This window comes from Streptomyces geranii (assembly GCF_002954775.1).
Taxonomy (GTDB): domain Bacteria; phylum Actinomycetota; class Actinomycetes; order Streptomycetales; family Streptomycetaceae; genus Streptomyces; species Streptomyces geranii.
In genome coordinates, this window is record NZ_PJME01000040.1 from 1 (window position 1) to 13,848 (window position 13,848).

Annotated in this window: 14 protein-coding genes and 1 pseudogene; 13 read left to right on the top strand and 2 right to left on the bottom strand. The window is 70.8% G+C overall.

From position 1 onward, the window contains the following. The coding region (locus CW359_RS33415; RefSeq protein WP_232838722.1) for an aminoglycoside phosphotransferase family protein at positions 1 to 915 on the top strand (915 nt) is incomplete at its 5' end. After that, a pseudogene (locus tag CW359_RS47690) lies at positions 861 to 1,037 on the top strand (cobyrinate a,c-diamide synthase); the annotation flags it as partial. The gene CW359_RS33415 and the pseudogene CW359_RS47690, both read left to right, overlap by 55 nt. A gap of 238 nt (positions 1,038 to 1,275) precedes the next feature. Here CW359_RS47690 and CW359_RS33425 read toward each other — a convergent pair. Continuing rightward, positions 1,276 to 1,584 carry a hypothetical protein gene (locus CW359_RS33425; RefSeq protein ID WP_105973959.1) on the bottom strand — a complete coding sequence of 103 codons (309 nt, stop codon included), beginning with the start codon at positions 1,582 to 1,584 and terminating at the stop codon, positions 1,276 to 1,278. A gap of 129 nt (positions 1,585 to 1,713) precedes the next feature. Between CW359_RS33425 and CW359_RS33430 the strand changes: the two genes are divergently transcribed. From CW359_RS33430 to CW359_RS33460, 8 genes are all read left to right on the top strand, one after another. Further along, positions 1,714 to 2,085: an arsenate reductase family protein gene (locus CW359_RS33430; protein WP_105973960.1), complete on the top strand. Its 372-nt coding sequence runs from the start codon at positions 1,714 to 1,716 to the stop codon at positions 2,083 to 2,085. Between the two features lie 97 nt (positions 2,086 to 2,182). Then, a complete protein-coding gene (locus CW359_RS33435; RefSeq protein ID WP_105973961.1) occupies positions 2,183 to 2,854 on the top strand; it encodes an RlpA-like double-psi beta-barrel domain-containing protein in 672 nt (223 codons plus the stop codon). Between the two features lie 335 nt (positions 2,855 to 3,189). Further along, positions 3,190 to 4,218 carry a glutamine synthetase gene (gene glnII, locus CW359_RS33440; protein ID WP_105973962.1) on the top strand — a complete coding sequence of 343 codons (1,029 nt, stop codon included), beginning with the start codon at positions 3,190 to 3,192 and terminating at the stop codon, positions 4,216 to 4,218. Between the two features lie 114 nt (positions 4,219 to 4,332). Next, positions 4,333 to 4,455 carry a hypothetical protein gene (locus tag CW359_RS47190; RefSeq protein WP_269805616.1) on the top strand — a complete coding sequence of 41 codons (123 nt, stop codon included), beginning with the start codon at positions 4,333 to 4,335 and terminating at the stop codon, positions 4,453 to 4,455. An 84-nt stretch (positions 4,456 to 4,539) separates the two neighbouring features. Then, positions 4,540 to 5,145, top strand: a complete 606-nt coding sequence (locus CW359_RS33445) for a winged helix-turn-helix domain-containing protein (RefSeq protein ID WP_105973963.1) — start codon at positions 4,540 to 4,542, stop codon at positions 5,143 to 5,145. Between the two features lie 96 nt (positions 5,146 to 5,241). Continuing rightward, complete coding sequence (locus CW359_RS33450) at positions 5,242 to 6,558, top strand: sensor histidine kinase (RefSeq protein ID WP_105973964.1); 1,317 nt, start codon at positions 5,242 to 5,244, stop codon at positions 6,556 to 6,558. Continuing rightward, the gene (locus CW359_RS33455; protein ID WP_105973965.1) at positions 6,543 to 7,196 is read left to right on the top strand and encodes a response regulator transcription factor; all 654 of its coding nucleotides are present in this window, start codon (positions 6,543 to 6,545) and stop codon (positions 7,194 to 7,196) included. The genes CW359_RS33450 and CW359_RS33455 overlap by 16 nt, the downstream gene beginning before the upstream one ends. A gap of 242 nt (positions 7,197 to 7,438) precedes the next feature. Beyond that, on the top strand, positions 7,439 to 9,046 hold the full coding sequence (locus CW359_RS33460) for a DUF1996 domain-containing protein (protein ID WP_105973966.1): 1,608 nt from the start codon (positions 7,439 to 7,441) through the stop codon (positions 9,044 to 9,046). Between the two features lie 94 nt (positions 9,047 to 9,140). Here CW359_RS33460 and CW359_RS33465 read toward each other — a convergent pair whose 3' ends face one another. Then, positions 9,141 to 9,602, bottom strand: coding sequence for a hypothetical protein (locus tag CW359_RS33465; protein WP_198655489.1), 462 nt, complete (start codon positions 9,600 to 9,602; stop codon positions 9,141 to 9,143). A 188-nt stretch (positions 9,603 to 9,790) separates the two neighbouring features. Between CW359_RS33465 and CW359_RS33470 the strand changes: the two genes are divergently transcribed. The 3 genes from CW359_RS33470 (at position 9,791) to CW359_RS33480 (ending at position 13,826) form a co-directional block, all read left to right on the top strand. Beyond that, positions 9,791 to 11,725: a hypothetical protein gene (locus tag CW359_RS33470; RefSeq protein WP_105973967.1), complete on the top strand. Its 1,935-nt coding sequence runs from the start codon at positions 9,791 to 9,793 to the stop codon at positions 11,723 to 11,725. A gap of 158 nt (positions 11,726 to 11,883) precedes the next feature. Further along, the gene (locus CW359_RS33475) at positions 11,884 to 12,747 is read left to right on the top strand and encodes a metal-dependent hydrolase (protein ID WP_105973968.1); all 864 of its coding nucleotides are present in this window, start codon (positions 11,884 to 11,886) and stop codon (positions 12,745 to 12,747) included. Further along, positions 12,747 to 13,826, top strand: coding sequence for a PDR/VanB family oxidoreductase (locus CW359_RS33480; protein WP_105973969.1), 1,080 nt, complete (start codon positions 12,747 to 12,749; stop codon positions 13,824 to 13,826). The genes CW359_RS33475 and CW359_RS33480 overlap by 1 nt, the downstream gene beginning before the upstream one ends. The last annotated feature ends 22 nt before the right edge of the window (positions 13,827 to 13,848 follow it).

Genomic DNA, 13,848 nt, shown 5'->3' on the forward strand with positions numbered 1-13,848 from the left:
GGTTCGGGGGTGGGGGTGGGGGTGGGGCTGGGTTCGGGTTCGGGGGCGGGTTCGGGTTCGGGGGTGGGGCTGGGTTCAGGTTCGGGTTCGGGGTCGGGGGCGGGGTCGGGGCTGGTGCTTCGGTCGTTCGTCAAGCCCTTCTTCCGGCGGCATGCGCCCGGGTTGCTGAACCGTGAGGCGTCCGTGCTCGCGCTGCTGGCCGGGGAGGAAGGGGTCCCGGCGCCGGAGCTGATCGGCGTGGACGCGACCGCCGAACACTGCGACCATCCCTCGCTGTTGATGTCGTTGCTGCCGGGGCGGGTGCGGGTCGACGAGGAGGATCTGCGGCGGCGGATCGACCTGCTGGCGGCCCAACTCGTACGGATCCACCGGGTCGTTCCGATGGAACGGCCGCGCGACTATGAGGCCTGGACGTCTCCCGAGCGGGTGCGTGTCGGGCTGGGCGGGGGCGTCGGGGAGGACCACGAGGCGTTGTGGGCGCGGGCCGTTGACGTGATCCGGGGGCCCGCACCCTCCTACGACGGATGCTTTCTGCACCGGGACTTCCATCCCGGGAACGTCCTCTTCGAGGGCGAGGGGGACGAGTTGCGGGTCAGCGGGGTCGTGGACTGGGTCGAGACCTCGTGGGGACCCGCCGATCTCGATGTGGCCCACTGTTCGACCGCGCTCGCGTTGTTGCACGGGGTGGAGTACGGCCTCGGGTTCCGGGAGCGGTACGAGGCGCAGGGTGGGGGGCAGCTGGCGGACGGCGGCGACCACTTGTACTGGCGGCTGCTCGACGCGCTCGGCTATGCCCCGGATGCGGGGAAACTGGCGGGGCCTTGGCGGGAGTTGGGGCGGGGGGATCTGACGGCTGAGGTGCTCGGGGAGCGGTTGCGGGGGTATGTGGGTGGGCTGCTGGAGCGGTATGCGTGAGCGGCGGACAAGGCACTTTCTCGCCCCCGCCGCCCCTACCCGTTCCCATCCTTCTGGGGGCTGCGCCCCCAGACCCCCGCTGTCGGCCTGAACGGCCTCGTCCTCAAGCGCCGGACGGGCTGGAGGGCGCCGGCCTGGGGTGGGTGGGGAAGATCGGCTTGGACGGCCTTGTCCTCAAACTCCCCCAGAGGGGGACCCCCAACGGGCTGAGTGGTGTCGGCCGGTGCCGAAGGTGCCCTCGACCCCCGCTGGTCAGTTGGCAGTAAACGGGTGGGTGGGTGGGGGATCGGCCCGGGCGGGCCGAAATGCCCCGCCCGTCCCCGGGTGCCCTGCCCCGTAGGCAGGGCACCCGGGTTGGGGTCAGCGTGAGTAGCGCATCAGTGCTCGGACCATGTGGCACGTCGTGTCCGACGGGGGGTGGATGCCGATCAGGTCCGCCGTGTCTCGGATCGTTTCGTTGCGGGCCTGGTTCGGCATGTAGATGCCCGAGTCGAGCAGGGCTATCGCCAACCGCATCGCCTTGAGGCGGCGGTTGTGCGTGACGTACCACTCGCGGGGGCGGCCCGGCGGGAGCGGGCGCTTCTCCACGGGGGTGCACGGGAGTTCGAGCAGGACTCCCCTCCTGGCGGTGGACTGGGTGGGCGACGGCTTGAGAGCGGCAGCGGGCACAGGCATCCTCCTGTCGCGGTCAGAGTGGCGCCGGAACACCCGGCGCCACCCTCGAACACTTATCCCATTCTACTGCCTGGCACTGACAAAAGGGCCTGGCCATAAGGCCTCTCGCGTACCGTGGGCCTCATGGAAATCTGGATCAACCCGGCCTGTTCCAAGTGCCGTGGAGCCCTCTCCCTGCTCGACGCCGAGGGGGCCGAATACACCGTCCGGCGGTACTTGGAGGAGCCGCCCGGTGAGGGCGAGATTCTCGACGTGCTGGAGCGGCTCGGGCTCGAACCCTGGGACATCACCCGGACCCAGGAGGCCGTCGCCAAGGAGTTGGGGGTTCGGGAGTGGGGGCGGGGCGAGGGGGATCGGGGTCGGTGGGTCGCAGCCCTCGTCGCGCATCCTCGGCTCATCCAGCGGCCCATCATCACCGCCGACGACGGCAGCGCGGTCATCGGCCGGACCGAGGATGCCGTGCGGGACGCCCTCGCACGACGAAACGCCATGTGACGTACGTTACTTCGGCGGCTCCTGTGACCACTGAGCAACGCTGTTCGGTATCTCGTACATAGCGACGAACGCTTCCCCTATCTCTCAGGAGGCGCGCATGTCGCGCAGGAGAACTGTCAGTACGAAGAAGAAGCTGGTGCTGCTGGTCAGCGCGGTGGCGGTGGCCGGCGGTGGCGCCTTCGCCATGGCGGCCACCTCCAACGCCGCCCAGACCGCCGCCGATTCGACCGTCTGCCAGGGGCTCGCCACCGCCCTCGGCAACAACCAGACCTTCATCGCGGGGCAGAAGGCCGCTCCGGACGCCCAGTCGGCCGCCCGGATCGTCAACCGCGAGGCGGTCATCGCTCAGATCAAGGTGCAGCAGGAAGCGTCCGGATGCGTGGTTGGGGAGTCGGCTCAGGACTCCCAGCCCGCCGCTCCGGACGCGCCCGCGGCGCCCGCAAACCCTGCCGCCCCCGCCACCCAGTCCCCGGCACCCACCCAGACCGCCGCTCCCGCCGACCCGGCCCCGCCCGGCGACGGGCAGCAGGTCTGCGACGGTTCCACCGTCACCCTCTCCGGGGAGGGCGGGGCGCCCGCCGCGTCCAGTAATCAGTTCCCGGCCGGGACGAAGTTGCGCGTCACCAACCTCGACAACGACAAGTCCACGACCGTCGAGGTCACCTCGGTCTCCGGCAGTTGCGCCCTCCTCAACAACGCGGCCTTCGAGCAGGTCCGCGAGCCCGGCAAGTTCCTGATCCGCCGGGCGCTGATCGAGAAGGTGGGGTGACGTTCCAGCGCCGACCTCCGCTCGGAACAGGGTCCCGTCGCTCCCGGCCAGGGGCGGCGGGGCCCTGCCGTGTCCACCGGTCCCCGGCACCAGGTCCGTAACCCCTTCGCATACGAGTCCCGGGGCGATCCCCCTCGGTACGCACCCCCGCTCCGCGCACCCCTCCGGGCGTGAAACTCACCACAAGAACACCAGGTAACACGGGGTTCACATTTGAGCAATGATCGGGAAATCGCCTGTTGACAGGCTCGCGGGTAACGAAAAGCGGCGCCCCAGTGCCGCAGCGCCGCAGCACCCGCAAGTGCGCCTAGAGACCCACCCCGAAGGATGGTCCCGTGACCTTCAAGGCTGAGTACATCTGGATCGACGGCACCGAGCCGACGGCCAAGCTCCGTTCCAAGACCAAGATCCTCGCCGACGACGCCAAGGGCGCCGAGCTGCCGATCTGGGGCTTCGACGGGTCTTCCACGAACCAGGCCGAGGGGCACTCCTCGGACCGCGTGCTCAAGCCGGTCGCCTCCTTCCCGGACCCGATCCGCGGCGGTGACGACATCCTCGTCATGTGCGAGGTCCTTGAGATCGACATGACGCCGCACTCGTCCAACACGCGTGCCGCGCTCACCGAGGTCGCCACGAAGTTCGCCGCTCAGGAGCCGATCTTCGGCATCGAGCAGGAGTACACCTTCTTCGACGGCTCGCGCCCGCTCGGCTTCCCCGAGGGCGGCTTCCCGGCCCCCCAGGGCGGCTACTACTGCGGTGTCGGCGCCGACGAGATCTTCGGCCGCGAGATCGTCGAGGCCCACCTGGACAACTGCCTCAAGGCCGGTCTCGCCATCTCCGGCATCAACGCCGAGGTCATGCCCGGCCAGTGGGAGTTCCAGGTCGGCCCGGTCTCCCCGCTGGAGGTCTCCGACCACCTGTGGATCGCCCGCTGGCTGCTCTACCGCACCGCCGAGGACTTCGGCATCACCGCGACGCTGGACCCGAAGCCGGTGAAGGGCGACTGGAACGGCGCCGGTGCGCACACCAACTTCTCCACCAAGGCGATGCGCGAGGGCTACGACGCGATCATCACCGCCGCCGAGTCCCTCGGCGAGGGCTCGAAGCCGCTCGACCACGTCAAGAACTACGGCGCCGGCATCGACGACCGCCTCACCGGCCTGCACGAGACCGCCCCCTGGAACGAGTACTCGTACGGCGTCTCCAACCGTGGCGCCTCGGTGCGTATCCCGTGGCAGGTCGAGAAGGACGGCAAGGGCTACATCGAGGACCGCCGTCCCAACGCCAACGTCGACCCGTACGTCGTCACGCGGCTGATCGTCGACACCTGCTGCTCCGCCCTGGAGAAGGCCGGCCAGGTCTGATCCCGGCGGGATCCCGGACAGATCCGGGCTAGATCCCAGATAGTGAGAAGGGGTGTCCACCGTACGGTGGACACCCCTTCTCCGCTTCCCCACTTCTCTGCTTCAATAGGGTCCATGGCCAGACTTCAGAAGTGCATCGCGACAGGTCGCCACGACCTGGAGCCCTTCTGGCCTTCCCGTCAGCACCACGACTTCGACCGGGTGTGTTGTCGCGCGATGAACGCGCAGGCCCTCTAAAGCCGTATCCCCCGGCCTTCGGCCAGCGCGCAGTCGACGTACGTCAATCCAGACGACCTCCTCGCGCGAAAGAGCTGACCTCTCATGGCGACCACCACTCGTTCACTCTCCCCCGTCTCGCCCCTCTCCCCGGCGCCCTCGGCCCCGAACGGCTCGGCCCGGCACCGACTGCGTGCCGTCGACCGGGACGAGGTGGTCGACGTCGCGGACTTCCTGCCCCCGGGTGCCACCTGGCTGCCCGCTCCCCCGCACACGCTGCCCACGCTGCCGGGCCAGCCGCCGATGATCGGCTACCTGGTGCTCGTCCCGGCCGACCAGCAGCCGCCCGTCCTGCCGTTCGCGCTGCCCGACCCGGAGCTGCAGCCCGAGCCCGTGCAGCCGGCGTCCGACGGCGGCCGGCACCTCGTCCGCGTGGACAACGTGCAGCGCACCGCCGAGGTCGACGGACGCCCGCTGGACCTCACGTACCTGGAGTTCGAGCTGCTCGCCCACCTCGTGGCCCACCCGGGCCGGGTGCACACCCGCGACCAGCTGGTCACCACGGTGTGGGGCTACGGGCACGTGGGCGACGGCCGTACGGTCGACGTCCACATCGCCCGGCTGCGCCGCAAGCTCGGCGCGGAGCACCGGCAGGCGATCCAGACGGTGCGCCGGGTCGGGTACAAGTACACGCCCCCGACCGCGCGTTGACCCCTCCCCCGTACCGAAGGGTGTGCCTGGCACCACCCCCCGGTACGGGTGCTCGCGCCAGTGACCCGGCGGGGTGCGCTCCGCGAGACTGAGCCCATGGACCGTACGGATCGCAGAGAGCGCGTGGATCGCCCCGCCGACAACGACGCCGCCGGTGCGCGGAGTCGGGGGCGTACGGTCGTGCTCGCCGGGCTGCGGGCCCTGTTCCTCGCCGTCGTCTCCCTCGGCGGGTCGCTGTCGCTGCTCGTGCTGTCCCTCGTCTCCCTCGCGCTCGTGCCCGTCCTGGGGGTCGGGCTCCTCACCACTCCCCTGGTCGTCAAGTGGGTGCGGGCGTGGGCGAACTGGCGGCGGCTGGTGGCCGTGCGGTGGGGCGGGGTGCGGATTCCGCCCCGGTACCGGGTGCCGCCCGCCGGCGCGGGGTGGTGGGCGCGGGCCTCCGGAGTACTGCGGGATCCGGCGACCTGGCGGGAGTTCGGCTGGCTGCCCCTCGACGCCGTGCTCGGGTTCCTCACCGCCCTGGTGCCGGCCCTGCTGCTCCTGTACCCCTTCGAGGGGTTCGCGCTCGCCCTGGGGCTGTGGCGGGTGTTCACCGACGGCACGTACGTCGGGTGGTGGTACGGGTTCGTGCCGGTCGGCGGGCAGGGCAGCGCGCTCGCCGCCGGTGCCCTCGGGGCCGTACTCCTGGTCGCCTCCTGGTGGCTGACCCCCGCACTGCTGCGGTTCCACTTCCTCTTCACCCGAGTCCTGTTGGGCGGCGGGCGGGGTGAACTCGCCGAGCGGGTGCGGGTGTTGACCGAGACGCGGCGGGACGCCGTGGACACCTCGGCCGCCGAACTCCGGCGTATCGAGCGGGATCTGCACGACGGTGCGCAGGCGCGGCTCGTCGCCATGGGGATGGAGCTGGGTACCGCCGAGGCGCTGATCGGGAAGAACCCGGAGAAAGCGCGGGAGTTGCTCGCCCGGGCCCGGCGGAGCTCGGGCGAGGCGCTCGCCGAGCTGCGCGACCTGGTGCACGGCATCCATCCGCCGGTGCTCGCCGAACGCGGACTCGGCGACGCCGTAAGGGCGTTGGCGCTGCGGCTGCCCCTCGACACCGAGGTCACCGTCGACATCGGGGGCGGCCGGGCGGACGCGCCGGTGGAGTCGGCGGCGTACTTCGCGGTGAGCGAGGTGCTGACCAACGCCGTGAAGCATTCCGGCGCCGAGCGGGTGTGGGTCGATCTGCGGTACGCGGAGGGGGCGTTGCGGATCGCCGTCACCGACGACGGACGCGGTGGGGCGCGGATCGGGGGCGGTTCGGGGCTGGCCGGGGTCGAGCGGCGGCTCGGTACATTCGACGGCGTCCTGGCCGTCGGCAGTCCCGTGGGCGGTCCCACCGTGGTGACCATGGAGATTCCTTGCGAGTTGTCCTAGCCGAAGACCTGTTCCTGCTGCGCGACGGACTGGTCCGGCTGCTGGAGGCGTACGACTTCGAGATCGCGGCGGCGGTGGAGAGCGGCCCCGAGCTGGACCGGGCGCTCGCCGAGCTGGTGCCGGACGTGGCCGTGGTCGACGTACGGCTGCCGCCCACGCACACCGACGAGGGGCTGCAGTGCGCGCTGCGGGCCCGCCGGGCGCGGCCGGGGCTGCCGGTACTGGTGCTTTCGCAGCACGTGGAGCGGCTGTACGCGCGGGAGCTGCTGGCCGACGGGGCGGGCGGGGTCGGCTATCTGCTCAAGGACCGGGTGTTCGACGCGGAGCAGTTCGTGGACGCCGTACGACGGGTCGCGGCGGGCGGTACCGCAATGGACCCGCAGGTGATCCGGCAGCTGCTCGCGGGGCGGGCCGGGGACGGCCGGCCGCTGGGGCGGCTGACGCCCAGGGAGCTGGAGGTGCTGGAACTCATGGCCCAGGGACGTTCGAACGCGGCGATCGCCGGGCATCTTGTGGTGACGGAGCGGGCCATCGCCAAGCACACCTCCAACATTTTCGCCAAACTCGGACTCGAAGTGTCGGACGACGACAATCGACGCGTCCTGGCGGTACTCGCCTATCTTGACCAGGGGCGTTGATAGCGCGCCAAAGTCGACGATATGCGCCTCCGGTCGACGATATCCGTGCCCCGGTCGGGCACTTGCCGTAAGAGATCCGCAACTCCCGGTACAGCAGGTGAGGTTGGGGTCGAATTGTCCCGCGAATCTCTCACCAATTTCTGAGGCGGCTGAACACTCCTGGGACGCCCCGCGTATGGAATGACGCCGCTTCACTCCTGTCGGGCGCCTCGATAGCCCCGCAAGGAAGTCAGAGGAGTTCCATGGGACGCAACACTCGTAAACGACGCTCACCACTGGCCGTTCGCGCCGTGGCCGCATCCGCGGCCCTCGCGATCGGCGGCGGTGGCCTGGTCTGGGCGAATTTCTACGCCTCCGCACATGAGGAGAACGGCGCCCAGAACCGCACGACGGCAGCCGCGTCGCAGATCGCGACGATCGACTGCCCGGACGTCGGCCAGAAGCTCACCAATGTGCCGGAGAACGCCCGTCAGGGTGTCGCGCAGGAGCTGTCGAAGCTCGACCAGCAGGTCACGGAGGCCTACAAGCGCCTCGCGGACACGCGTCAGGCGCAGGCCGGGGACGCGAGCTTCGTCACCAACTCCATTCTCAGCCCGCTGAAGGCCAAGCGGACGGCCACCATCGACCGGATCAACATCAAGATCCGGAACGCGGGCGGTCAGACCGGCCAGGCCGACCAGCTCGCCGGATGCACCGGTGTTCCGGCCGAGCAGCCGCAGGTCGTCGACGGCAACGGCAACAACGGTGGCAACAACAACGGGAACAACAACGGCGGGAACAACAACAACGGCGGCAACCAGAACGGCAACAACAACGGGAACAACGGCAACAACAACGGCAATGACCAGGACCAGGGCGACAACGGCCAGGACCAGGGCAATGACGGTCAGGACCAGGGCAACGGCGGACAGGCCGGCAACGGCCCGGTAGCCGCCGACTTCCAGGACATCACGCAGGTCCAGCCGAACGGCGGCCCGCAGGGCGTCAACGGCAACGGTCTCCCCGCGAACGGCGACAGCGGTTCGACGGGCTCGTTCACCACGGTCTGTGGCACCAACGAGAACGAGAACCGCAACTCGGACAACGTGATCGTCGCCCCGGGTGTCAGCAACGGCGCCCAGCACCAGCACGACTACGTCGGCAACCAGGCCAACAACGCGTTCGCGAGCGACCAGGACCTGGCCAACGGCAACACGACCTGCCAGAACCAGGGCGACAAGTCCTCGTACTTCTGGCCGGTGCTGCGCGTCCAGGACGGTCAGAACGACATCGACGCCAACGCCCCCGGCGGTGGCCAGGACGGCAACGTCGGCACGATCCTCCAGCCCGCCGAGGCGCAGCTGAAGTTCGTCGGCAACAAGACCAGCGATGTCGTCGCGATGCCGACCGCGCTGCGCATCATCACCGGTGACGCCAAGTCCTTCGTGAACGGCCTGAACAACGCCAACACGAACTGGAGCTGCACCGGCTTCGAGGACCGCCAGCTGACGGACAAGTACCCGATCTGCCCGCAGGGCAGCTCCGTGGTGCGGACGTCCTTCTTCCAGAGCTGCTGGGACGGACAGAACATCGACAGCGCCAACCACCGGACGCACGTCGACTTCGTCGAGCAGGACGGCAGCTGCTCCAACGGCTTCCAGGCCATCCCGCAGCTCCAGGTCCGTCTGGTCTACAACGTCGCGGCCCCGCAGATCAACAACGGGCAGGTCGTCAACCCCTTCGCGGTGGACGCCTTCCCGGACCAGCTGCACAAGCCGATCACCGACCACAACGACTTCATCAACTTCTTCGACCAGAACACGATGAACGAGATGGTCCAGTGCATCAACAGCGGTCAGAACTGCCAGTGAGCCAGTGACCTGCTGAGCAGTCGGCAGTAGCAGTAAGAAGCCGGCGGTGGGAATCTCCCACCGCCGGCTTTCGCTTGCCCCCCGTGCGGAGCGATCAGCTGCTGTGACCGCTGCTGTTGTGGCTGCCGCCGGGGTTCATGTGCGCGGAACCCTCTTCCAGGGCCCCGCCTAGCGAGTCCTGCAGCGCCGCGACCACCTTCTCCTCGCCGACGGCCACCCACTTGCGGCCGACGAGGTAGTAGCCGCCGTAGTCCTTGGCCCCGCTGAGCCATTCGGCCTGGCCGCGGTCGGTGGCGAACGTCGCGAGGACGTACTTCCCGTCGGAGGTCTTGCAGATGGCCTGGCGGATCGTGTCCGCGTCCGTCTGCATGTTCGGCTTGCAGCCCGCCTCGCTCGCCAGGTGTTCGAGGCTGCCGGTCGCGGCCACCGGCACCGCGTCGGTGCCGTCGTGCGCGGAGGCGTGGTCGTCCCCGCTCCCGCCGCCGCAGCCCGTGAGCGCCAGCCCCAGCACAGCCACGGCTCCGGCCGCCGCAAGTTTCGGTCGCGTCAACCTCATCTGTCGTTCCTCCGGTCGTTCCGACGCCGAGCCGATCGGCCCATGCCGCAGAGGGCCCAGGCAAGGGGCCTCTTCTTCGATACGGCTCCCACGCGCCCAGCGCTCAATCGGTTCACCTCCCGCCGCACACCCGGGCCCGCGTCCGGCGTGCCAGGTGACCATCCAACGATTCGCTCGTTCTGCTGAACGTGCAGTCACAGGATGTCGCCTCGAACCCCAACACCACCACCCGCACCAACGCCAAGGGCCGCGCCGTCGTCGACGTGGAGCAGGCCGAGGCAGCGCTCGTCGAGCACTACCCCCGGCTCGTCCGGCTGGCCTATCTGGTGCTGCCGCCGAACCTGGGCCGCGGCCGGCGCGTCCTGACCGCGCACGCCCTCACCCAGCGCGCGCTGCCCAGGGGACGCACCTCCTCGGCCTCGATCCCGGCCCAGTCCAGGGGCCGCGCGGAGGACCCCGGCTACGCGCTCGTCCGCCTCCAGGTGCTGCGTACGGCACTGGCGGCGGGGCAGCCGTGGCGGGGCCGTACGCTGCCGAAGCGGTCGCAGCTGCCGCCGCTGCTCCCCCAGGTGTGGGGCCTGCGCCTCTTCCCGCGCTCGGGCGGCGCCGACGAACTCGCCCTGGACCAGCGGCTGTCGGAGCTGTCCGGGCCCGCCCGGGCCGCGTACGTCCTGCGCGGTCTGGAGAACCTCCCGGACGGCGAGGTCCGCACCACCCTGGAGGCCGCCGGGGTCGACCGGCCGACCGAGGCGCTCCGCGAGGCCGACGAGGTTCCCGCGCAGTACGCGCTGCTCGGATCCGCCGAGTTCGACCCCTGCTCGCTGCACGCCCGCCCGACCGACCTGATGCGGCGCAGGCAGCACCTGAAGGCCGCGCTCGTCGCCGCGGCGGCCGTCGCGGTGTGCGGCGCCCTGCTCGTCAGCGGCGCCGACGGCTGGGCCCCGGACGGCGCCGCCGCCCCCGCCTACGCGCAGAACCCGGCCGCCGAGGCCGCCCTGGACCCGGCCCAGCTGACCCTCGTTCCCGCCGCCGCCTGGAAGACCTCGGCCCGCACCGACTTCTCCGTCTGGCCCGCGCGCGGCGACCTCGTCGACGACAGCGCCCTGCTGCGCCGCGCCCTCGCCGTCTGGGCCCGCCCCGGCGAGAAGGTCCAGGTCTCGGCGACCCCGGGCACCCCGTCCGGCGGCCCGGCGGGACCACCGCAGCTCCTGTACGCGGGCACGGTCGACGCGGCTCACGTCGTGATCCTGTACGACGGTCTGCGCATCGCCCGGTACGCCGAACCGAAGGACGGCACGGCCGGGGCCGCGCTCGACTTCGCCCGGGTCGACGGCGCGACCGGCGCCGAGGCCGACGCGGTGGTCCTGGACCGGGCCGACGGCAACGTCCGTTATCTGACGGCTCCTTGGGTGCTCAGGGCGGAGATGCGGGACCTGCGCGAACCGGCGGCGACGCCGATCGGCCTGGGGCTGACCGACGGGGTGACCGGGCCGCTGGCCGGCCCGCTCGCCCAGAAGGGCGCCTGCCAGTCCTGGAACACCCTCCAGGTGACGGACGCCGGTGGCGCCCGCCTGCTGAGCGACCTCGGCGAACTGGTCCCGGCCCACCTCACCTCGGGCCGCCCGGCCGCACCCCGCGAGGCCTCGGCCCCGGCGGCGCTGGCCTCGTGGGCACCCTTCGCGTGCTCGCTCGCCGCGATGCACTCGCAGGGGGTGCGGGCGGTGAACGCCTGGCAGTACGCCGAGCAGAGGCTGCCGGACGGGAGCGGGGCCGCGGACTGGGTGTGCACCCGGGCGGAGACCTGGCGGGGGGACGGGGCGCGGGTGCTGGCGCAGTTCCATACGCCTGGTGGGCAGTACGGGGCGGTGGCGGCGAAGTCGGAGAGTTCGCCGGCCTGTGGGCCGCGGGATCCGAACGTGCTGGCGGGTGTGCTGTGGAAGTCGGGGGCCGGTGAGTGGTTCATGCTGGCCGCCGGTTCGGAGAATATGGCTTCGATCACGGCTACTGGTGGGGTTAGCTCGACTGTTCGGGGGGCCTTGCTGGCGGCCGAGACCGAGCAGGGCGCCCAGGCGGGGTTGAAGGGGACTTTGAAGGATGGGCGGGCTATTGGGGGGTTGCGTTAGCGAGTGCGGGTCCGGTGGGGGCTGGTCGCGCAGTTCCCCGCGCCCCTGACGGGGCGCTTCAGCTCACCGCGCACCGAACAGCCCCCTAGTTGACACTTGCGTCAGCAAGTGGCCGCAAGGGGGTTCCCCTGCCCCCTACCCGTCAGTACATTGACGCCATGTCCAATATCAAGGCGCGCAAGGTGTCCTTCTCCTGGGAGGGGACGCCCTTGCACTGGGTGCCGGGGGATCCCTTCACCTCGCACACCATCAATGTGCTGCATCTGCTGCTGCCCGCCGGTGAGCGGTGGTTCGTGCATGTGTACAAGCAGGTACTGCCCTACATACGGGACGAGCAGCTGCGGGCGGACGTCGTCGGGTTCATCGGGCAGGAGGCCATGCACTCCCAGGCCCACGACGAAGTCCTCCCGCATCTGCGGGAGTTGGGGCTCGACCCGACGCCGTACACCGCCCAGGTCGACTGGCTCTTCGAGAAGCTGCTCGGCGACCGGGCCCCGCTGCCGGGGCGGCGGGGTCGCAGGTGGTGGCTGATGGAGCGGGTCGCCGTCATAGCGGCCATCGAGCACTACACGGCCTTCCTCGGCGACTGGATACTCAACGCCGCCGAGCTGGACCGGCGCGGCGCCGATCCGACCATGCTGGATCTGCTGCGCTGGCACGGCGCCGAGGAGGTCGAGCACCGGTCGGTCGCCTTCGACCTGTTCATGCATGTCGACGGGGGGTACGCGCGACGGGTGCGGACCTGGCTCAGCGGGCTGCTGGTGATGTTCTTCCTGTGGCAGCGCGGGGTGCGGTTCTTCATGGCGAACGATCCGGCCCCCGGACTCCGCAAGCCGACCTTCCGGGGCTTCTACGTGCGTGGGAAGCGCGGGCTGCTGCCGTCCACCTGGGCCATGGCGAGATCGGTGCCCCGCTATCTCGCCCGTGCCTACCACCCCTCCCAGGAGGGCTCGACCGAGCAGGCCGTCGCCTATCTGGCCTCCTCCCCCGCCGCCATAGCCGCCGACAAGGGCGCCGCCTGATGCCCCGGCCGCTGTCCCTCGCCCTCACCGCCGGGGCCGCGCTGCTCGCCCGGCGGGCCATGCGGCGCCGGATCGAGGGTTCGCCGCTGTGGCCGCTGGGCGCGCTGGCGGAGCCGATCTCCGGCCGGCCCCGCTCACGGGCACTGCGGCTGACGGTCGCCGCGCATGAGGCCGTCGCCGAGGGGGTCGTACAACTATGGCTGGAGGGGCGGGAGTTGCCGGGCTGGGAGCCCGGGGCGCATCTCGACCTGGTGCTGCCCTCGGGGCTCGTACGGCAGTACTCGCTGTGCGGGGACCCGGCGGACAGTTCGGCCTACACGATCGCCACGCGGCTGGTGCCGGACGGGCGCGGGGGCTCGCGCGAGGTGCACGAGGGGCTGCGGGCGGGCATGACCGTCGAGGTGCGGGGGCCGCGCAACCGTTTCCCGCTGGCCCCGGCTCCGGCGTACGTCTTCGTGGCCGGCGGTATCGGCATCACGCCGATCCTGCCGATGATCCGGTCGGTGGCGGATCAACCCGGGCTGGAATGGCGGCTGTTGTACTGCGGGCGCAGTCGGGCCTCGATGCCCTACCTCGCCGAGGTCGAGAAGCTGGGGGCGGGTACGGGTCGGGGCAGGGTGACCGTCGTCGCCGAGGACGAGGACGGGTTGCCCGATCTCGACTCGCTGTTCGCGGGTGTGGCCGCCGAGTTGCCCGAGGGGACCGCCGTCCACTGCTGTGGGCCGGAGGGGTTGATGGCCGCTGTCGAGGCGCGGATTCCCGAGGGGGCCGTGCTGCGCCTTGAGCGCTTCAGCGGGCGGGCGGCGGGCGGGGGCGATCACGCCTTCGAGGTCGAACTCCGGCGCAGCGGGCGGACGTTGACGGTGGCCGCCGACTCGACCGTGCTCGCCGCCGTGCGGAAGGAGCTGCCCGACACGGCGTACTCGTGCGAGCAGGGGTTCTGCGGGACCTGCCAACAGCGGGTGCTGGGAGGGGAAGTGGACCATCGGGACGAGCTGCTGACCGATGCCGAACGGGCGGGCTCGATGCTGATCTGTGTGTCGCGGGCACGGCGCGGTCCACTTGTGCTGGATTTGTGAACATCCTCGGTCGGACCGGTCC